Here is a 19,689-nt window from a genome sequence, read left to right on the forward strand (position 1 = left end):
AGTGGGGTGGTGCACCGTTGGGTCAGAACCGAAGCCGGCCGAGCTTGAGGGGGCCTCAGCCATGACTGTGTCCGTGGAACCGACGACCACCGGGACGAATGCCGGGACGAGTGCCGGGACGCCTGGCGGGGTGTCCGGCGGGGCGGCCGCGAGCGAGCCGGGGGCCGCTCTCCGCCCGCACGCCGAGCAGTCCTTCGCCGCCGAACTCACCGCGCTCGCCGCGCAGGACGACCGGCCGCGCCCGGCCCGCTGGAAACTCTCGCCGTGGGCGGTGGCGACGTACCTCCTCGGCGGGACCCTGCCGGACGGGACGGTGATCACCCCTAAGTACGTCGGCCCACGCCGCATCGTCGAGGTCGCCGTCACCACCCTCGCCACCGACCGCGCCCTGCTCCTCCTCGGGGTGCCCGGCACCGCCAAGACCTGGGTGTCGGAGCACCTGGCCGCCGCCGTGAGCGGTGACTCGACGCTGCTCGTGCAGGGCACCGCCGGGACCCCGGAGGAGGCGATCCGCTACGGCTGGAACTACGCGCGGCTGCTCGCGCACGGCCCCAGCCGGGACGCGCTGGTGCCCAGCCCCGTCATGCGCGCCATGTCCGAGGGCATGACGGCGCGGGTCGAGGAACTGACCCGCATCCCGGCCGACGTGCAGGACACGCTGATCACGATCCTCTCCGAGAAGACGCTGCCCATACCGGAGCTGGGCGACGAGGTGCAGGCCGTGCGCGGCTTCAACCTCATCGCCACCGCCAACGACCGCGACCGGGGCGTCAACGACCTGTCCAGCGCGCTGCGCCGCCGCTTCAACACCGTGGTGCTGCCGCTCCCGGAGAGCCCGGACGCCGAGGTCGAGATCGTCTCGCGGCGCGTCGAGCAGCTCGGCCGTTCCCTCGATCTTCCGGCCGCGCCGGACGGCATCGCGGAGATCCGCCGGGTGGTCACCGTCTTCCGTGAACTCCGCGACGGCGTCACGGCGGACGGCCGCACCAAGCTCAAGTCGCCCAGCGGCACGCTCTCCACCGCCGAGGCCATCTCCGTGGTCACCAACGGACTCGCCCTCTCCGCCCACTTCGGCGACGGCGTCCTGCGCCCCGCCGACGTGGCCGCCGGAATTCTCGGCGCGGTCGTCCGCGACCCGGCCGCCGACCGCGTCATCTGGCAGGAGTACCTGGAGACCGTGGTCCGCGAACGCGAGGGGTGGAAGGACTTCTACCGGGCTTGCCGGGAGGTGAGTGCGTGAGGGGGCGCGGGGTGCGGCCCGGTGGGTGCACGGGGTGTGCGGGGCGGAGGTGAGCCGGGCGGTGGGGGGATTGGGGTTTCCGGCGGTGCGGGGTGGGGCCGGTGCTGGTGCGCAAGCGCGCCGGTGGACTCGGGAACGGGAGAGCAACGGGCCTTCGGTGAGAAGGACTTGGTGCTGGTGCTGGTGCTGAGGTCGGTGTGGGGAGGCGGGTGGGTCGTGGAGGGGTCGGTGACGGACAGGGTGGAGGCGTGGGGGACCGCGGGTGCGCCCGGAGCGGCGGGTGCCGCCGCGCTTACGGGGGCCGTTGGCGGGGCGGGTCGGAAGGCTGATGTGACGGAGGGGGTTGTTGTGGCCGAGGAGTCCGGTGCGGCTCAGGGGTCCGATGCGGCGCAGGAGGCCAGTGCGGCTCAGGAGGCCGGTCTGGTTCGGGCGGGCGGTGCCATCGGCGTGACGGCGCCTGGGGACGGGTGGGCTTCGGGCGCCCAGGCGGACCCGGCTCAAGTGGGCGTCTCGCGCACGGACTCGGCTCAGGGCGGGACCTCGTGCGCGGACGCCGCTGACCTCGGGGTCCAGTGCACCGCCCCCGCTCACCTCGGGACCCCGCCCGCCGACCCCGCTCACCCTCGCGCCTCGTCCACTGATCCCGCTCACCCTGGAACCTCTGCCACCAACTCCGCTCACCCTGGCGCCTCGTCCACCGGCCCCGCCCACTCCTGCTCCAGCACCCCGATCGCCGACCCCGGTGATTCCTCCGTACCCCCGCCTCCCCCCGCTCGCCCGCTCCTCCTCGGGGTCCGGCATCACGGGCCCGGTTCCGCGCGGGCGGTGTGGGCCGCGTTGGAGGCGGCGCGGCCCGCTGTCGTACTGGTCGAGGGGCCGCCGGAGGCCGACGCGCTCGTGCCGCTGGCCGCCGATCCCGGTATGCGACCGCCGGTCGCCCTGCTCGCGCACGCGGTGGACGAGCCGGGGCGGTCGGCGTTCTGGCCGCTGGCCGAGTTCAGCCCCGAGTGGGTGGCGATCCGCTGGGCGCTCGACCACGGCGTCCCGGCCCGCTTCATCGACCTGCCCGCGACCCACACGCTGGCCCTCCAGGGGGACGACGGTCCGGACGAGGCACCCCCGGACGCGGACGCGGACGCGGATGCCGACACCGCGCCCGGCCCCGGCGACCTCGCCCTCGACCCGCTCGCCGTGCTCGCGGAGGCCGCCGGGTACGACGACCCCGAGCGCTGGTGGGAGGACGTGGTCGAGCACCGCGGCCCCGGCACCGGCGACCCCTACGCGCCGTTCGCCGCGCTGGAGGAGGCCATGACGGCGCTGCGCGAGCGGTACGGCGACGGGGGCCGCCCGCGTGACGCGGTGCGCGAGGCGTACATGCGGCTCCAAGTGCGCACCGCCCGCAAGGAGTTCGGGGACGCGGTCGCCGTGGTCTGCGGTGCGTGGCACGTGCCCGCGCTGCGCGCGCGGGTCACCGTCACCGCCGACCGCGCCCTGCTCAAGGGGCTGCCCAAGGTGAAGGCCGACCTGACCTGGGTGCCCTGGACGCACCGGCGGCTGGCGCGGGCCGGGGGATACGGCGCGGGGATCGACTCGCCGGGCTGGTACGGGCACCTGTTCCGGGCGCCGGACCGGCCGGTCGAGCGCTGGCTCACCAAGGTGGCGGGGCTGTTGCGGGAGGAGGACCGGATCGTGTCCTCCGCGCACGTCATCGAGGCGGTGCGGCTGGCCGAGACGCTCGCCGCCGTACGCGGGCGTCCGCTGCCCGGTCTGGGCGAGACCCTGGACGCGGTACGGGCCGTGCTGTGCGACGGTTCCGACGTACCGCTGGCGCTGGTGCGGGACCGTCTGGTGGTCGGGGACGAACTGGGTGAGGTGCCGGACAGCGCGCCCGCCGTACCGCTCCAGCGGGACCTGGCCCGTGAGCAGCGCCGCCTGCGGCTCAAGCCCGAGGCGCTGGAACGCGAACTGGAACTCGATCTGCGCAAGGAGACCGACGCGGGCCGCAGCAGGCTGCTGCACCGGCTGCGGCTGCTCGGCGTCGGCTGGGGCGAGCCCGTCCGTTCGCGCGGGAGCACGGGCACCTTCCGGGAGACCTGGCGGCTGCGCTGGGAGCCCGAGCTGTCGGTGCGGGTCGCGGAGGCGGGCGTGTGGGGCACGACCGTACTGAGTGCGGCCACCGCCAGGGCCGGGGCGGACGCCACCGGTGCGGACTCCCTCGCCGGGGTCACCGCGCTCGCCGAGCACTGTCTGCTCGCCGCGCTGCCGGACGCCCTGCCCGTCGCCATGCGGGTCCTGGCCGACCGCGCCGCCCTGGACGCCGACGTCGGCCACCTCGCCCAGGCCCTCCCCGCCCTGGTCCGCTCCCTGCGCTACGGCGACGTACGCGGCACCGACACCCGTGCCTTGGCCGAGGTCGCCGCCGGACTCGCGGAACGCGTCTTCGTCGGCCTCCCGCCCGCCTGCGTCTCCCTCGACGCGGACGCGGCCCGCGAGATGCGCACCCATGTCGAGGCGGTGCACACGGCGGTGGGCCTCCTCACCGAGACCCTGGCCTCCGCCCCGGAAGCCGATGCGTACGGCGAGGGCGCCCGGAGCGTCCCGGCCCCGGCGTCCCCGAGCGAGGGCCCACCCGGCACCGGCACTCCGCACCACGACCTCCGCCCCCGTTGGCGCGGCGTCCTCCGTGCCCTCGCGCACCGGGACACCGTGCCCGGTGTCGTACGGGGCCGGGCCGTGCGGTTGCTCATGGACGAGGGGGAGTTGGAGAGCGCCGAGGTGGGGCGGCTGATGGGGCTGGCCCTGTCGCCCGGTACGGCGCCGGGGGAGGCCGCCGCCTGGGTCGAGGGGTTTCTGGGCAGCGGGGGCGGGACGCTGCTGGTGCACGACACACGGTTGCTGGGGCTGGTGGACGCGTGGCTGACCGGGGTGACGGCGGAGGCGTTCACGGACGTACTGCCGTTGCTGCGCAGGACGTTCGCCGCGTACGAACCGACCGTGCGGCGCACGCTCGGGGAGCTGGTGCGGCGCGGCCCGGCGGACCCGGCCGCCCCCGCGCGGACCACGGACGGCCCGGCCGGGTTCGCCGCCGAACCGGACACCGCCCGCGCCGACGCCGTACTCCCGGTGCTGCGGCTGCTGTTGGGCCTGGAGCCCGGCGACCCGGAGCCGTACGGACCCACGCACCCGGCGCACCCCGCGCCGTACGCACGGACACACGACGACCTCATGGGGGTGGGCGCATGACGACCGGACCGACCACGAGCACCGGTCCCGCCGACGAACGGCTGCGGCGCTGGCGGCTGGTGCTGGGCGGGGAGCGGGCGGACGGCACCGGGCACGCGCTCGCCGGGCGGGACGCGGCGATGGACGGCGCGCTCGCCGCGCTGTACGGCTCGGGCGGCAGGGGCCGCCAGGAGGGCGGGCGTTCGGCGGGCCTCGGGGCGTCCGCGCCGAGCGTGGCCCGCTGGCTCGGGGACATCCGGAGCTACTTCCCGTCCTCCGTGGTCCAGGTGATGCAGCGCGACGCCATCGACCGGCTCGGTCTCGCCGCGCTGCTGCTGGAACCGGAGATGCTGGAGGCGGTGGAGGCGGACGTCCATCTGGTCGGCACCCTGCTGTCGCTGAACAAGACGATGCCGGAGACGACGAAGGAGACCGCGCGTGCGGTCGTGCGGAAAGTCGTCGAGCAGCTGGAGAAGCGGCTCGCGTCCCGCACCCGTGCCACCCTCACCGGCGCCCTGGACCGCAGCGCCCGCGTCAGCCGCCCCCGCCACCACGACATCGACTGGAACCGCACGATCGCGGCCAACCTCAAGCACTACCTGCCCGAGTACCGCACGATCGTGCCGGAACGCCTCGTCGGGTACGGGCGGGCGGCGCGCTCGGTGAAGAAGGAGGTCGTCCTCTGCATCGACCAGTCCGGCTCGATGGCCGCGTCCGTGGTGTACGCCTCGGTGTTCGGCGCGGTGCTGGCGTCCATGCCCTCCCTCAGCACCCGGCTGGTCGTGTTCGACACAGCCGTCGTGGACCTCACCGACCAGCTGGACGACCCGGTGGACGTCCTGTTCGGCACCCAGCTCGGCGGCGGCACCGACATCAACCGGGCGCTCGCGTACTGCCAGTCCCGTATCACCACCCCCGCCGAGACGGTCGTCGTCCTGATCAGCGACCTCTACGAGGGCGGCATCCGGGACGAGATGCTGAAGCGGGTGGCGGCGATGCAGGCGTCCGGGGTGCGGTTCGTGACCCTGCTCGCGCTCTCCGACGAGGGGGCACCGGCGTACGACCGGGAGCACGCGGCGGCGCTGGCCGCGCTCGGCGCACCCGCCTTCGCCTGTACCCCCGACCTCTTCCCGGACGTGATGGCCGCCGCCCTGGAGAAGCGCCCGCTGCCGATACCGGACCCGCGCTGACCCCCGCCGCGGGAGCCGTCGCCGACGCCACCCGGTGATCCGGGTCCCGCCCTGTGACCCTGTGACCCGTACATGTCGCGTAGCGGCCCGGTGGCCGGGGCATACGGCTGCTGGGTGCGGCAGGGCCCTCATTGGGGTGGGGGCCGGGCCGTTCCAGGGCCCCCGAGAGGGGGTCCACGGAGGCCCCGCCGGGCCAACCCCAGCCCGGTGGGGCCTCGTGGGAGGCGCCCACCCGAGCGGCCCCGCGACGCCGACCGAGCCGCCGACCGCCGCGCCCCCCGAGCGGCGTGCGCCGAGCATCCGCGCGGCACCCCGTGTCACAAACCGCGGCATCATGTGACAGGTATCACCGCTCAGGTGCGACCCGCGATTTAGAGGCCCCCCGGTCACAGGGATAACCTGCGAGACGGACATGCCGCGCGCTCGGACACCGTGTGCGCATCCCTTGTGACACAGCGGACGTCACGTTGCCCTTCGCGGCACGCCCACGCATCCAACGAACCGCGAGATCACTGATAGGGACGGAAGCGCGTGGACCTGTTCGAGTACCAGGCGAGGGACCTCTTCGCCAAGCACGATGTACCGGTGCTGGCCGGTGAAGTCATCGACACGCCTGAGGCGGCGCGCGAGATCACCGAGCGGCTCGGCGGCAAGTCCGTCGTCAAGGCGCAGGTGAAGGTCGGTGGTCGTGGCAAGGCCGGTGGCGTCAAGCTGGCCGCGTCCGCGGACGAGGCCGTCGCCCGTGCGACGGACATCCTCGGCATGGACATCAAGGGCCACACGGTCCACAAGGTGATGATCGCCGAGACCGCCCCGGAGATCCTGGAGGAGTACTACGTCTCCTTCCTCCTGGACCGTGCGAACCGCACCTTCCTCTCCATCGCCTCCGTCGAGGGCGGCATGGAGATCGAGGAGGTCGCGGCCACCCGTCCCGACGCCGTCGCGCAGACCCCGATCGACGCCATCGACGGGGTGACCCCGGAGAAGGCCCGCGAGATCGTCGCCGCCGCGAAGTTCCCGGCCGAGGTCGCCGAGAAGGTCGCCGACGTGCTGGTGAAGCTCTGGGACACCTTCATCAAGTCCGACGCCCTCCTGGTCGAGGTCAACCCCCTGGCGAAGGTCGCCTCCGGCGACGTCATCGCGCTCGACGGCAAGGTGTCGCTCGACGAGAACGCCGAGTTCCGTCACCCCGAGTACGAAGAGCTGCACGACAAGGACGCCGCCAACCCGCTGGAGGCGGCGGCCAAGGCCAAGGGCCTCAACTACGTCAAGCTCGACGGCGAGGTCGGCATCATCGGCAACGGCGCGGGTCTCGTCATGAGCACCCTGGACGTCGTCGCGTACGCCGGTGAGGAGCACGGCGGTGTGAAGCCCGCCAACTTCCTCGACATCGGCGGCGGCGCCTCCGCCCAGGTGATGGCGAACGGCCTGGAGATCATCCTCGGCGACCCGGACGTCAAGTCCGTGTTCGTCAACGTCTTCGGCGGCATCACCGCGTGCGACGAGGTCGCCAACGGCATCGTGCAGGCGCTGAAGCTCCTGGAGGACCGCGGCGAGAAGGTCGAGAAGCCGCTCGTCGTCCGCCTCGACGGCAACAACGCCGAGCTGGGCCGGAAGATCCTCACGGACGCCAACCACCCGCTCGTGCAGCGCGTGGACACGATGGACGGCGCCGCCGCCAAGGCCGCCGAACTGGCCGCCGCCAAGTAAGCACTCAGGACGAGGACACCAAGAACAATGGCTATCTGGCTCAACAAGGACAGCAAGGTCATCGTCCAGGGCATGACGGGCGCCACGGGCATGAAGCACACCAAGCTCATGCTGGGTGACGGCACCGAGGTCGTGGGCGGCGTCAACCCGCGCAAGGCCGGTCAGACCGTGGACTTCGACGGCACCGAGGTACCCGTCTTCGGCACCGTCAAGGAGGCCGTGGAGAAGACCGGGGCGAACGTCTCGGTCATCTTCGTGCCCGAGAAGTTCACCAAGGACGCCGTCGTCGAGGCCATCGACGCCGAGATCCCGCTGGCCGTCGTGATCACCGAGGGCATCGCCGTGCACGACACGGCCGCCTTCTGGGCGTACGCGGGCAAGAAGGGCAACAAGACCCGCATCATCGGCCCGAACTGCCCCGGCATCATCACGCCGGGCCAGTCGAACGTCGGCATCATCCCGGGCGACATCACCAAGCCGGGCCGCATCGGCCTGGTCTCGAAGTCCGGCACGCTGACGTACCAGATGATGTACGAGCTGCGCGACATCGGCTTCTCGACCGCCGTCGGCATCGGTGGCGACCCGATCATCGGCACCACGCACATCGACGCCCTCGCCGCGTTCCAGGCCGACCCCGACACCGACCTGATCGTGATGATCGGTGAGATTGGCGGCGACGCCGAGGAGCGCGCGGCGGCCTTCATCAAGGAGAACGTGACCAAGCCGGTCGTCGGCTACGTCGCGGGCTTCACCGCGCCCGAGGGCAAGACGATGGGCCACGCGGGCGCCATCGTCTCCGGTTCGTCCGGCACCGCCCAGGCGAAGAAGGAGGCCCTGGAGGCCGCCGGTGTCAAGGTCGGCAAGACGCCGACCGAGACGGCGAAGCTGGCCCGGGAGATCCTCAGCGCCTGACCGCGCGTCGCGCCCCGCGCGCACCGCGTACGACAGCGGGCCCGCACCCTCCGGACGAGGGTGCGGGCCCGCCGTCGTACCGGACGAGCGCCGGACGGGTGCCGGACAGGGGGCCGGGGCTCAGCGCGGTACCGGACGCACCCGTTCCGGGCCGTTCGCGTCCGACCGGTGCAGCTTGCCGCGCAGCGCCTGCTCGGCGGCGGACAGCGGGCCGAGCGCGGCCGGTGCCGGGACCCCGCCGACCGCCTGGGCGGGGGCGATCGGCGCCTCGTAGTGGGTGGGCGCGGTGCGCAGGGTGAGCGTGGTCGCGCCGATGATCGTGACGGTGAACGCGATGGCCGACCGGGTCCAGAACACGTTCCGCCGCTCGCCCACCGTGCGGACGGTGCGCGGCCGGGCGGCGCGCAGCCGCTCCCGCGCGGCCAGTTCGGTCAGCCGCCGGTGCAGCAGCGCGGTGTCCGCCAGCTCCGGCAGGCTCAGCGCGACCGCCTCCCGCGCGCGGGTGAGCCGCCCGGCCGCCGCCGGAGTGCTCGCCTCCGTCTCCGCCGCCGTCTCGGGGAGGTCCAGCCCGACGCCGTCGTAGAGCACGAGCGTGCGCCGGTACGACGGCGGGAGCTTGAGCAGTACGTCCATCAGCGCGCGGTCCGCCGGGTCGGCGGGCGGCGGCTCGGGGTGCCGGTGGCTGGGGCGGAAGCGGTGCCAGGGGGAGAGGGCGCACTCGTACGCCTCCGCGCGCACCCAGCCCGCCGGGTCGCGGTCCCGGGCCACCTCGGGCCAGCGCTGCCAGGCGAGTTGGAACGCGCGCTCCACCGACTCGCGGGCCAGTTCCCGGCGCCCGGTGAGCAGGTACGTCTGCCGGACCAGCGCGGGGGCGCAGAACGCGTAGAGCGCGTCGAAGGTCTGGTCGGCCGACAGCCCCTCCGGGGTGGCCAGCGAGGGGGGCGCGACCGCGAACCGGGCCGCCGGGGTGTCGTCCTGACCGGTCGTCGCCGGTCCGGAGGGTCCGGCGTGGGCGGCGAGCACGCGGGCGTACGCCTCCCCGAGCGGACCTCCGGGGTTGCTGCGCCCCCTCTCCCACGATCGGATGGTCGCACGGGTCACGCCGACGCGGTCGGCGAGCTGGGCCCGCGTCAGCGAGGCGGCCTCGCGCAGCCGTCGGCGGTCCTCGGGCCCCGGCACCGGGCCGTTCTGACTGTCCGTCACAGTACGGCCCTCCGTGTGAATAGGTACATAATCATATATTTAGCGACACATCGGAGGTTCGCACGTTACGACCGGAAAGCGCGTGTCGTTGGGAGCATGGCCCGGTGACCCTGATGACCGTTCGCCGACCCCCGCTGTCGCTCCTGCTCCGTCGTCTGCGCGACCGTTCGCCCGGATTCGGCACGAGTCTGCTGAACGGGGCGGTCGCCGCCGGGCTCGGGCTCGGCTCGCTCGCCGTGCTCGTGCTCGCGCTCTGGATCAGCTCGCCGTACCCGGACAGCGGTCCGACCGGCGCGCTGCACGTCGCCGCCGGGCTGTGGCTGCTCGCGCACGGCGCCGAACTCGTCCGCACCGACACGCTGTCCGGCGCCCCGATGCCGGTCGGGGTGACCCCGCTGCTGCTGCTCGCGCTGCCGGTCTGGCTGCTGTACCGGGGCGCGCGGGACGCCACCGACGCCTCCGACGAGCCCGGCGGCCCGCCCCCCGTCCCGGCCCGCACCGCCTGGAGCGGCGTCGTCACCGGCTACCTCGCGGTCGGCCTCGCCGCCACCCTCTTCTGCGCGGGCGGCGAACTGCGCCCCGACTGGCCGATGGTGACGCTGTGTCTGCCGCTGGTCGCGGCGGTCTCGGCGGCCGCCGGGGTCTGGTCGGCGTACGGCCACCCGCGCGAACCCGTCCTACGGCTCCTGCGCGTCCTGCCCGCCGGGCCGCGCGCCCTGCTGTTCGGCACGGACGCGCGGGCCCGGCTCGGCGGGACGGTACGGGCCGCGGGCGCCGGGGTGACGGCGCTGGTCGGGGGCGGCGCGCTGCTCGTCGGCGTCTCCCTCGTCCTGCACGGCGGCGCCGCCCGCGTCTCCTTCCTCCAGCTCACCGAGGGCTGGACCGGCCGCTTCGCCGTCCTCCTCCTCGGCGTCACCCTCATCCCCAACGCGGCCGTCTGGTCCGCCTCCTACGCCCTCGGCCCCGGCTTCACCCTCGGCAACGGCCACCCGATCACCCCCTTCACCTCCGACCCGGCCCCCCTCCTGCCTCCCTTCCCGCTCCTGGCGGCGGTCCCGGACCGGGGCACGGGTACGGCCCTGAACTGGGCGTCCGGTGTGGTCCCGCTGGTCGCGGGACTGGTCCTGGGGTGGTTCGTGGCACGGGCGGCCGTACGGGGTGCGGGGGACGGGGCACAGTCGGCCGCACAGGGTGCGGGGCGCGGGACGGTGGGAGGGCGGGGGGCGTCGGAGCGTCCGCCCGCACGGCCGGTGGTGCCCTGGTCGATGGGCCGCACCCTGAGCGTCCTGCTCCTCGCCTCCCTCACCGCCGGGGTCTGCTTCGCCACCCTGACCTGGCTCTCCGGCGGCGCCCTCGGCACGGCGGCCCTCTCCGGCTTCGGCCCCCACTGGTGGGCCGCCGGGGGCGCGGCCTTCGCCTGGTTCACCACCACGGGCCTCCCCCCGGCCCTCCTGGTCCGAGCCTGGCGCCTCCGGGGCCACCACCCCGAACACACCCCCGTCCCACCCCAGCAGACGCCCACCCCCCCGTCCCCCTCCCCGGCCCCGCTTCCCCCGACCCCCGAGGACCTCGACGCCTACGACTTCCTCCCACCCCCGGAACCGTCCTGGCCGGACACCCCCAGCACACCCAGCGCGTGGGAGGCGCTGAAGGAGGCGGCGAAGACACCGGCGGCGGAGACACCTCCGGGCTCCGGGGAACCGGAAGCACCGGGCAAGCCGGAGGAACCCTCGAAGCAGCAAGCTGCGCAGACGGTGCCGGAGCCAGGAGAGGGCGAGAAGCGGGAGTAGAGGATCAGCCTCTTCCCGAGAGCCCCCGTACGCCTCGCGCGGGCCGGTCGCGTTGACGGCGGCGCGAGCGGTGCCCGCCGGTCACCTCGACTACCGGATATGCGTCGAGACCGGTTCGAGGAAGAAGAGGCACTGCTTCGCGTTGAATTCGCCCACCTCGGCGACAAAGCGGAACCGGTCGCCCGCGTGGACGCCGGAGGGAATCTCCGTGCCGGTCAGGTTCAGGTCGAGGATATTGACGTCCTCGTACTTGAAGGCCGGGCCTGTCACTGTCTTCGGTCCCTTGTCGCCCGGGCCCAGAAGAAAGTCGTAGCGGGTGTGATAGTCACCGTGGGGCGCCATGTGCACGATAGAGCCGTCGAATGCGACCGTCCTCCCCGTGTACTTGGTGGCGAAGTCCGGGATCGCGCTGTCACAGGAGTCCGGAGTCTTCAGCAGTGCCGCCAACTCCCGGTTGTTCTGAGACGTGATCACCTCAGCGGCAGCAGATCCGGGCGTGGCCGGAGACGGCGAGGCGGAGCGTTCCGCGTTCGCAGTGGCCGCCCCGGGCTTGTTCGACTCGCCCTCCTTCGCACCGCTGTCCTCGAACGCCGCGGCCACGCCGATGACAATGGCCAGGATGACGAGGCCGCCGACCGCGGTGCCGATCAAGAGCCGCGGCAGGGGCTTCTTCGGTCGGCGGAAGTCGAGGGTGGAGCGCAGCCTGCCCTGGGTTTGTTCCACGAGCTCCCAGCCCTCGTTCCGCATCTTCGAGATCACCAAGCCGTCGGTGCCGCGAACCGTCTGCACCGTCTTGTACTCGTACGTGATCTCTTCGGCCATGTGGCTCCGTGCCCCCTGAATGAACTGCTCGTATCAACTGCCCCGCGAGCATAAGGGACTTGGTTTCGCGGGGGCTTGTGGATGAGGGGCGCCGGACGGCGCAGGTCAGGCCATCGCCTGCTGATAGCTTCGCGTTCGTGATCGTGTATCCGCTGTGGCATGTCGGCCATCAGAACGAAGCCGGAGAGGACGGCTCGACAGTGCACGTCGATGAGAGCGGTGTGTTCTGCGACGAGTCGGACGGCGACGACGTGAAGCTGCTCGGTATCTACTCAACCCGCGATCGGGTTGAGGAGCGCATGCGGCAGGCTCAACTCCTGCCAGGTTTCCGTGATGAGCCGGAGTGCTTCTACTTCGACGCCTGCGAGCTCGATGAGGACGGTTGGACCGAGGGTTTTGTTCGAGTTCCGCCGGGTGAGTAGGCCGATGGGCGCAGCGGTCCGGAGGGCTGCGGGGCTGATGATTCGCCCAGGGTCCGGCGGATCTCGGCTGTGGGGAACGGGGTGCGTTTGGTCTTGGTGATGAGGCGGTGGGCGAAGTCGTCCATGACGGCGGCGGACGAGGCGTGGCGGTCGATGATCGCCGTGATCGCGGGGGGAACGTCGTCGGGGCGGCGGCCCGCGATCCATTCGCGCAGGAAGGTTCCGAGTTCCGTGTCGCCGAGGACGGTCGGGGGCAGGTGGTGGCGCAGGAGATGCCAGGGCGCGTAGCAGCGGTCGTACACGAGGTGGTCGTCGAGGAAGGCGGCTTCCTGGGGCGAGAGTTCGTAGTGGCGGCTGAGAGCGAGTCCGAAGTCCGCGAAGTAGACCTGTCGGCCGTCGGTCAGCAGGTTGGCGAAGTGCGCGTCGAAGTGCACCAACCCGCGTGAACTCATGAACTCGGTGCCCCGCGCCAACGCGTCCTCCACCCACAGGTAGGGGGAGTCGCCCGCCGGGTCCGGGCCGACCGCTTCGCGGGTCGCGCCGAGCCAGCCCGCGAGTGTCCGAGGTACGTGCTCCAGAAAGAGCACCAGGCTGGAGGAGGACTTTCCGATGGCCGCCAGCCGTTGGCGTACGGCGGGGGACCCCTCCCAGTGCGCGACGGCTCCCTCCATGCCGCCGAACTCGTCGGCGAAGTCGGCGGGAGGCCGGTCCGGCAGAACCCGCCAGTGGTACATCAGCGGGAAACCGGCGAACTCGTTCCTCAGCACCCAGGCGCTGGTCATGACGTGCGCGGCCAGCTCACGCCAGGCCCCGAACCCCGCCGACCCGACGCCGTACTGATAGTGGAGAGGGAGCCCGAACAGGTTGGCGGTCGAGCGCACGTGCTCCGAGCGCAACTCGATGTCCGTCAGCGGGACGCGCTTGATGAAGACGGGCGTCCCCGCGACCTCCATCTCGGTCCGTCTGCCACCCATGCCCGAGCCCAGGACCGGCGCGGCAGCCACCGCTTCACCGAGCCTGCGGTCGCTGAGCAGCGAGAGCTCCGCGCCCACTGCCGCGTAGGCGGAGAGGCGTGCGGTGGACAGTGGCACGTGTTCACGCATCGGTGGCTCCCGCCTGGCATCGCGCCGACCGCGCCGACCGCTGTGCACCGTGCCGGGCGGCCCGGCGTGACGTACTGAACGGGCGAGTGGGCCCCGCGAACCCCGCAACCCTGCGAACCCCGCAACCCCGCGAAACCCGCAACCCAGCGGACCCCGCAACCCACCCACCGGACCTAGCTGTTGTTCACTCCCAGAACCCCCCGCAACTCCTTCGGCAGAAGGGTTTCGCAGGATTGCTTGGACTGTTGGGTGAGGGCGTCGTTCACGCAGGTGAAGTAGTCGCGGTAGGCGAGTTGGGCGGCGAAGGTGGTGGCCACCATGAGGAGGGCGAGGGAGGCGGTGACGATGCCGCCGATGGCCGCGGTGGACTGCGGACGGGTGTCCTGGGCGGCGGCGGGGGTGCCGGTGCGGGGGGCCGTGGTGTCGGACTTCGGGCTCGGCTTGGCGCGCAGGGAGCTGATGCCCCAGTAGAGGGCGAGGGCGCCGAGGAGGAGGGCGACGTAGGACCAGCCGAAGAGGACGAAGAAGACGGACCACATGCCGGAGAGCAGGGCGAAGCGGGCGCGGCGCTGGACCGGGTCGGTGGGGTCCCAGCGCGTGGACGGGCCGGGGGACTGCTTGCCGCCGGGGCCCTCGGGGGTGCTGCCGGGGCGCTGGCCGAAACCGCCCGTCGAGCGGCCGGGCTGGCGGTCGCTCCACTGACTGCCCCAGCCCGCGGTGCCGTCCTCGCCCTCGGGGTGCCGGGGGCGCCAGGGCTGGTCGGGGGAGCCCTCGGGGGGCGGCGCGAACGGGTTGTCGTCCTGCCGGTCGCCACCGCTGCCGTCGCCGCCCCGGTCGCCGTTCGGGGTCTCGGGCGGTGAGGAGGGCCGCTCGCGCAGCAGGACGGCACCCCGCTCGGCGCCCGGCAGCGGGCGCGGCGGGAACGTGAGGAGTCGCGGACTGCGATCGGGCATCAAGTGAACGTCTTCCCCTGGGTGACGTGAGCCGCCGGTGAGAGCTTCCACCCCGTGAACGTGCCGCGGGGCCGCCGCGTTCCCGGGGACCGCTGCTTCCTGTGCTTGGTGATTCCCTCCGAACGCTACCTTCCGGCCACGCCCCCGTCCCGCCGGGTCCTTCCGGGGTGCCGGTATCGTTGCGGGCGGTCGGCCGCTTCGTAGACTTCCCCGTCCCGCGGGGTGCGACGCATTCGTGCGAACGCACAAAGCGGCAGGCCGGACGCATCCGTTCCGCAGAAAGGGCCCCATCGTGGCCGCCACCCCCGCAGGCCGAGCGGTCCGGCGCCTCGTCGTCCTGGTCTCCGGTTCCGGCACCAACCTCCAGGCGCTGCTGGACGAGATCGAGCGCACCGGCGCCGAGGAGTACGGCGCGCGGGTCGTCGCCGTAGGGGCCGACCGGAGCGGTGTCGAGGGGCTCGCCCGCGCCGAGCGGGCCGGGCTGCCGACCTTCGTGTGCCGGGTCCGCGACCACGCCACCCGCGCCGAGTGGGACGCGGCGCTCGCCGCGCACGTCGCCGCGTACGAGCCGGACCTCGTGATCTCCGCCGGGTTCATGAAGATCGTCGGCAAGGAGTTCCTGGCCAGGTTCGGCGGGCGCACGGTCAACACGCACCCGGCGCTGCTGCCGAGTTTCCCCGGTGCCCACGGCGTCCGCGACGCGCTCGCGTACGGCGCGCGGGTCACCGGCTGCACCGTCCACTTCGTGGACGACGGCGTCGATACCGGTCCGGTCATCGCCCAGGGCGTGGTCGAGATCCGGGACGGCGACGACGAGAGCGCGCTCCACGAGCGCATCAAGGAAGTCGAGCGAAGGCTGCTCGTCGAGGCCGTGGGGCGGATCGCCCGCAACGGCCACCGCATCGAGGGACGAAAGGTGATTATCCCGTGACCGCCACCGCCGTGACCGCCACCGAGACCAGGAGGCCCGTCCGCCGGGCGCTCGTCAGCGTCTACGACAAGACCGGCCTCGAAGACCTCGCGCGCGGGCTGCACGAGGCGGGCGTGGAACTCGTCTCCACCGGCTCCACCGCCGGGCGCATCGCCGCCGCCGGTATCCCCGTGACCGGGGTCGAGGAGCTGACCGGCTTCCCCGAGTGCCTGGACGGCCGGGTCAAGACCCTGCACCCCAAGGTGCACGCCGGAATCCTGGCCGACCTCCGCCTCGACAGCCACCGTGCGCAGCTCGCCGAACTCGGTGTGGAGCCCTTCGACCTCGTCGTCGTGAACCTCTACCCGTTCCGCGAGACCGTCGCCTCCGGCGCCACCCCGGACGAGTGCGTGGAGCAGATCGACATCGGCGGCCCCTCGATGGTCCGCGCCGCCGCCAAGAACCACCCCTCGGTCGCCGTCGTCACCAGCCCCTCCCGCTACGCCGACGTGCTGGCCGCCGTCCGCGACGGCGGCTTCGACCTCGCCGCCCGCAAGCGGCTGGCCGCCGAGGCGTTCCGGCACACCGCCGCCTACGACGTCGCCGTGGCCGCCTGGTTCGCCGACGGGTACGCCCCCGCCGACGACTCCGGTTTCCCCGACTTCCTCGGCGCCACCTGGGACCGGGCGCACACCCTGCGCTACGGCGAGAACCCGCATCAGCCGGCCGCCCTGTACGTCGAGCCCGGCGCGAGCGGGCTGGCCCTTGCCGAGCAGCTGCACGGCAAGGAGATGTCGTACAACAACTACACGGACACCGACGCCGCGCGCCGGGCCGCATACGACCACGACGAGCCGTGCGTGGCGATCATCAAGCACGCCAACCCGTGCGGGATCGCGGTCGGCGCGGACGTGGCCGAGGCGCACCGCAAGGCGCACGCCTGCGACCCGCTGTCCGCGTTCGGCGGGGTCATCGCGGTGAACCGGCCGGTCAGCAAGGAGATGGCCGAGCAGGTCGCGGAGATCTTCACCGAGGTCATCGTGGCGCCCGGCTACGAGGAGGGCGCCCTGGAGGCGCTCGCCACGAAGAAGAACATCCGCGTCCTGAGGGCCGACGGCGGCCCGGCCGACCCCGTCGAGGTCAAGCCGATCGACGGCGGTGTCCTCGTCCAGGACGCCGACCGGCTCCAGGCCGAGGGTGACGACCCCGCGCACTGGACGCTGGCCAGCGGCGACGCGCTCTCGGAGGCGGAGCTGGCCGAGCTGGCGTTCGCCTGGCGGGCCTGCCGGGCGGTCAAGTCCAACGCCATCCTGCTCGCCAAGGACGGTGCCTCGGTCGGCGTCGGCATGGGCCAGGTCAACCGGGTCGATTCCTGCAAGCTCGCGGTCGAGCGGGCGGGCGAGGAGCGGGCGCGGGGCGCGTTCGCGGCCTCCGACGCGTTCTTCCCCTTCCCCGACGGACCCGAGATCCTCATCGACGCCGGGGTGCGGGCCATCGTGCAGCCGGGCGGCTCCATCCGTGACGAGCAGGTCGTGGAGGCGGCGCGCAAGGCGGGCGTCACCATGTACTTCACGGGGACGCGGCACTTCTTCCACTGAGCCGAGTCACCCCACGGCGAGGGCCGTGCACCCCTGACGGGTGCACGGCCCTCGGCGGTTCCGCCGTCGGCTACTTCTCGACGACCAGCGTGCCCGCGGCCTTGTCGTGCCAGCCCTGGCGGCGGCCCGAGCCGTCCCAGAACGGGGACAGGTAGACCAGCAGCGCGCCGATGCCGCAGACGATGGAGCCCACGAACGGGATGACCCAGCGGAGCGCGGACGAGCCGAGGCCCGGCTTCTGGCCGGTGTCCGCCTTCACCACGCGGATGCCGACCAGCAGCTTGCCGAGCGTGGCGCCGACCAGGCTCACCATCAGCCACTCGTAGAGGAAGGTCACGATCCAGAGGATGGCGATGACCCCCCAGATCTTGCCCATGAAGCTCTGGGTGGCGTCGTTGATGCAGGTGTTGTAGTCCGCCGCGTTCGGGTCGCAGCTCTTGGCGCTGCTCATCAGACTGGAGACGCCGGCCCCGGCGAGCACCGCGTAGACGATGCTGTAGAGCACGGCGTCGATCAGGCGGGCGCCCAGACGGCGGCCCATCGACGCCAGACGCGGACCGCCCGTGGGGTAGCCCGGCTGCTGCGGGTAGCCCTGCTGCTGGGGGTAGCCGTAGCCCTGCTGGGGCGGGACGCCCTGGGGGGCCTGCTGGTAGCCACCGGGCTGCTGCGGCTGGCTGTAGGGGTCGTTGGGGGCGCCGAAACTCATGGCTTGTTTCCTCCGTAGGTACTGCGGGGACGACGCGGAACGCACGGAGGAACGTCAAGAGATGAGCGGTTTGCCCCCCAACCGGACCGCGATACTGCGCCGTTCATCGTCGTGCGGCCGGAAGTCCTTGTCCAGCCCGATCCGTCAGGTGTTGTGCAAGCGCAACATCGTCGATCATGCCGCTACATCCGCGACCGTCCTGTGACGCTCCGGTGCGGGCGTCCCAGGTGCCGGACGACGGGGACCCGGATTGGAACCGGGGGCAGGTCATCCGCGAGGATGGGCCCATGACCGCCCAGATTCTCGATGGCAAGGCCACCGCAGCCGCGATCAAGTCCGATCTGACCGCCCGCGTGGCGGCGCTGAAGGAGAAGGGAGTCACTCCGGGCCTCGGCACGATCCTGGTCGGCGACGACCCCGGCAGCCAGAAGTACGTCGCCGGAAAGCACCGCGACTGCGCCCAGGTGGGCATCGCCTCCCTCCAGCGCGAGCTGCCCGCCACCGCCACGCAGGAGGAGATCGAGGCGGCCGTCCGCGAGCTGAACGAGGACCCGGCCTGCACCGGCTACATCGTCCAGCTCCCGCTGCCCAGGGGCATCGACGAGAACCGCGTCCTGGAGCTGATGGACCCGGACAAGGACGCCGACGGCCTGCACCCGATGAACCTCGGCCGTCTGGTGCTCAACGAGCCCGCCCCGCTGCCCTGCACCCCCAACGGCATCATCACCCTGCTCCGCCGCCACGGCGTCGAGATCAAGGGCGCCGAGGTCGTCGTCGTCGGCCGGGGTGTCACCATCGGCCGCCCGATGCCGCTGCTGCTCACCCGGCGCAGCGAGAACGCCACCGTCACCCAGTGCCACACCGGCACCCGTGACCTCGCCGCCCATCTGCGGCGCGCCGACATCATCATCGCCGCCGCCGGTGTCCCGCACCTGATCCGCCCCGAGGACGTGAAGCCCGGCGCCGCCGTGCTCGACGTGGGGGTCTCCCGCAACGCCGAGGGCAAGATCGTCGGCGACGTCCATCCGGGCGTGCTGGAGGTGGCCGGGTGGATCTCCCCCAACCCCGGCGGAGTGGGCCCGATGACCCGCGCCCAGCTGCTGGTCAACGTCGTAGAGGCGGCGGAACGCGGTGCCGGCCGATAGGGCGCCGGGCACGGCGCCCGCCGACGGGCCCGTGACCGAGCAGACGGCGGGCGACACGGCGGAGACGCCGGAGCCCGTGGCGGAGTCGGCCCCCGAGCCGGCCCCGGAGCCGGGGGCCGGGTCCGGGCGGTCCGAGTCCGGGACCGAGCGGTCCGAGCCGGTGGAGGACGAACCGACCGCGCGGGACGCGATCAGCGCGCCCGACGCCCAGGGGCGGCCCCGGCGCGTCACCCGCCGGTTCCCGCTGTTCACCAAGGACACCGCGCGCCCCGAGGGCGGCGGCCGGGCCGCGCCCAGCGACGCCCCGGCGCCCGCCCGGCAGTGGCCCATGCTGGTCGTGATCGCGGGAGTCGCACTCGGGCTGCTGCTCACCGCGTTCGACGTGTTCCGCGTCGGCATACTCCTGATCGGCGCCGCCATGCTCGCGGGCGGTGTGCTGCGCGGCACCCTGCCCAGCGTCGGCATGCTCGCGGTCCGCTCCCGCTTCACCGACATCGTGACCTACGGCGTCCTCGGCGTCCTGATCGTCCTGCTGGCACTGACGGCCCAGCCGAAGCCGCTGCTGGAGATCCCGTTCCTCAAGGACACGCTGCACTTCACGCTGAAGAACTGAGCGAAGACCCACGGCGTGGCGGACGGCCCGTCCCCTCCCCCGAGGGGGGACGGACCGCCGCCGGGAACCACCCTGGCGTGCGGTGAAGTCCCAGTTCAACGGGGGACGGGACGCTGTGGCACGGAGGTGACCGTTCCGCTACGGTGTCCG

At 72.9% G+C, this 19,689-nt stretch carries 16 protein-coding genes; 11 read left to right on the forward strand and 5 right to left on the reverse strand.

All coding sequences use genetic code 11. The features are described from left to right. The first annotated feature begins 61 nt into the window (after positions 1–61). The 5 genes from KUM39_RS15595 (at position 62) to sucD (ending at position 8,274) form a co-directional block, all read left to right on the forward strand. Complete coding sequence (locus tag KUM39_RS15595) at positions 62–1,240, forward strand: ATP-binding protein (RefSeq protein ID WP_246620187.1); 1,179 nt, start codon at positions 62–64, stop codon at positions 1,238–1,240. Between the two features lie 729 nt (positions 1,241–1,969). Further along, positions 1,970–4,483, forward strand: a complete 2,514-nt coding sequence (locus KUM39_RS15600; RefSeq protein WP_308288146.1) for a DUF5682 family protein — start codon at positions 1,970–1,972, stop codon at positions 4,481–4,483. Then, the gene (locus KUM39_RS15605) at positions 4,480–5,652 is read left to right on the forward strand and encodes a VWA domain-containing protein (protein ID WP_217786237.1); all 1,173 of its coding nucleotides are present in this window, start codon (positions 4,480–4,482) and stop codon (positions 5,650–5,652) included. Before KUM39_RS15600 ends, KUM39_RS15605 begins: the two co-directional genes overlap by 4 nt. A gap of 531 nt (positions 5,653–6,183) precedes the next feature. Next, on the forward strand, positions 6,184–7,362 hold the full coding sequence (gene sucC / locus KUM39_RS15610; RefSeq protein ID WP_217786238.1) for an ADP-forming succinate--CoA ligase subunit beta: 1,179 nt from the start codon (positions 6,184–6,186) through the stop codon (positions 7,360–7,362). 27 nt (positions 7,363–7,389) lie between these two features. After that, positions 7,390–8,274 carry a succinate--CoA ligase subunit alpha gene (gene sucD / locus KUM39_RS15615; RefSeq protein WP_217786239.1) on the forward strand — a complete coding sequence of 295 codons (885 nt, stop codon included), beginning with the start codon at positions 7,390–7,392 and terminating at the stop codon, positions 8,272–8,274. 120 nt (positions 8,275–8,394) lie between these two features. Here the strand turns inward: sucD and KUM39_RS15620 are convergent, their stop codons facing one another. Further along, on the reverse strand, positions 8,395–9,477 hold the full coding sequence (locus KUM39_RS15620) for a helix-turn-helix domain-containing protein (RefSeq protein WP_217786240.1): 1,083 nt from the start codon (positions 9,475–9,477) through the stop codon (positions 8,395–8,397). Between the two features lie 113 nt (positions 9,478–9,590). Here KUM39_RS15620 and KUM39_RS15625 point away from each other — a divergent pair, with 113 nt between their 5' ends. Next, positions 9,591–11,267, forward strand: a complete 1,677-nt coding sequence (locus tag KUM39_RS15625) for a cell division protein PerM (protein ID WP_217786241.1) — start codon at positions 9,591–9,593, stop codon at positions 11,265–11,267. Positions 11,268–11,357: 90 nt separating this feature from the next. Here KUM39_RS15625 and KUM39_RS15630 read toward each other — a convergent pair whose 3' ends face one another. Next, positions 11,358–12,089, reverse strand: coding sequence for a DUF4839 domain-containing protein (locus tag KUM39_RS15630; protein ID WP_217786242.1), 732 nt, complete (start codon positions 12,087–12,089; stop codon positions 11,358–11,360). 137 nt (positions 12,090–12,226) lie between these two features. Between KUM39_RS15630 and KUM39_RS15635 the strand changes: the two genes are divergently transcribed. Then, positions 12,227–12,511, forward strand: a complete 285-nt coding sequence (locus KUM39_RS15635) for a DUF7336 domain-containing protein (protein ID WP_217786243.1) — start codon at positions 12,227–12,229, stop codon at positions 12,509–12,511. On the opposite strand, the gene KUM39_RS15640 is transcribed toward KUM39_RS15635, so the two are convergent. Together KUM39_RS15640 and KUM39_RS15645 are read right to left on the reverse strand one after the other, a co-directional pair. Then, positions 12,439–13,614 carry a protein kinase family protein gene (locus KUM39_RS15640; RefSeq protein WP_246620188.1) on the reverse strand — a complete coding sequence of 392 codons (1,176 nt, stop codon included), beginning with the start codon at positions 13,612–13,614 and terminating at the stop codon, positions 12,439–12,441. The two genes, KUM39_RS15635 and KUM39_RS15640, sit on opposite strands and share 73 nt — an antisense overlap. 173 nt (positions 13,615–13,787) lie before the next feature. Then, the gene (locus KUM39_RS15645; protein WP_217786244.1) at positions 13,788–14,567 is read right to left on the reverse strand and encodes a hypothetical protein; all 780 of its coding nucleotides are present in this window, start codon (positions 14,565–14,567) and stop codon (positions 13,788–13,790) included. Positions 14,568–14,859: 292 nt separating this feature from the next. Here KUM39_RS15645 and purN point away from each other — a divergent pair, with 292 nt between their 5' ends. Beyond that, a complete protein-coding gene (gene purN, locus KUM39_RS15650) occupies positions 14,860–15,498 on the forward strand; it encodes a phosphoribosylglycinamide formyltransferase (protein ID WP_217786245.1) in 639 nt (212 codons plus the stop codon). Continuing rightward, complete coding sequence (gene purH, locus KUM39_RS15655) at positions 15,495–17,075, forward strand: bifunctional phosphoribosylaminoimidazolecarboxamide formyltransferase/IMP cyclohydrolase (RefSeq protein WP_372455763.1); 1,581 nt, start codon at positions 15,495–15,497, stop codon at positions 17,073–17,075. The genes purN and purH overlap by 4 nt, the downstream gene beginning before the upstream one ends. Positions 17,076–17,145: 70 nt before the next feature. Here the strand turns inward: purH and KUM39_RS15660 are convergent, their stop codons facing one another. Next, entirely contained in the window at positions 17,146–17,781 is a 636-nt protein-coding gene (locus KUM39_RS15660) for an RDD family protein (RefSeq protein WP_217786246.1), read from the reverse strand. Positions 17,782–18,068: 287 nt separating this feature from the next. Here KUM39_RS15660 and KUM39_RS15665 point away from each other — a divergent pair, with 287 nt between their 5' ends. Together KUM39_RS15665 and KUM39_RS15670 are read left to right on the forward strand one after the other, a co-directional pair. After that, on the forward strand, positions 18,069–18,926 hold the full coding sequence (locus tag KUM39_RS15665) for a bifunctional methylenetetrahydrofolate dehydrogenase/methenyltetrahydrofolate cyclohydrolase (RefSeq protein ID WP_217786247.1): 858 nt from the start codon (positions 18,069–18,071) through the stop codon (positions 18,924–18,926). 160 nt (positions 18,927–19,086) lie between these two features. Next, on the forward strand, positions 19,087–19,539 hold the full coding sequence (locus KUM39_RS15670) for a DUF3017 domain-containing protein (protein WP_308288147.1): 453 nt from the start codon (positions 19,087–19,089) through the stop codon (positions 19,537–19,539). Positions 19,540–19,689 lie beyond the last annotated feature (150 nt).

The sequence above is a fragment of the Streptomyces corallincola genome, assembly GCF_019104725.1.
Taxonomy (GTDB): Bacteria; Actinomycetota; Actinomycetes; order Streptomycetales; family Streptomycetaceae; genus Streptomyces; species Streptomyces corallincola.

Bases quoted from the DNA above. Each gene is read 5' to 3' on its own strand.
- KUM39_RS15595 (WP_246620187.1), top strand. From the start codon at position 62: ATGACTGTGTCCGTGGAACCGACGACCACCGGGACGAATGCCGGGACG.
- KUM39_RS15640 (WP_246620188.1), bottom strand. From the start codon at position 13,614: ATGCGTGAACACGTGCCACTGTCCACCGCACGCCTCTCCGCCTACGCG.
- sucD (WP_217786239.1), top strand. From the start codon at position 7,390: ATGGCTATCTGGCTCAACAAGGACAGCAAGGTCATCGTCCAGGGCATG.
- KUM39_RS15630 (WP_217786242.1), bottom strand. From the start codon at position 12,089: ATGGCCGAAGAGATCACGTACGAGTACAAGACGGTGCAGACGGTTCGC.
- KUM39_RS15625 (WP_217786241.1), top strand. From the start codon at position 9,591: ATGACCGTTCGCCGACCCCCGCTGTCGCTCCTGCTCCGTCGTCTGCGC.
- KUM39_RS15665 (WP_217786247.1), top strand. From the start codon at position 18,069: ATGACCGCCCAGATTCTCGATGGCAAGGCCACCGCAGCCGCGATCAAG.
- KUM39_RS15660 (WP_217786246.1), bottom strand. From the start codon at position 17,781: ATGAGTTTCGGCGCCCCCAACGACCCCTACAGCCAGCCGCAGCAGCCC.
- KUM39_RS15605 (WP_217786237.1), top strand. From the start codon at position 4,480: ATGACGACCGGACCGACCACGAGCACCGGTCCCGCCGACGAACGGCTG.
- KUM39_RS15645 (WP_217786244.1), bottom strand. From the start codon at position 14,567: ATGCCCGATCGCAGTCCGCGACTCCTCACGTTCCCGCCGCGCCCGCTG.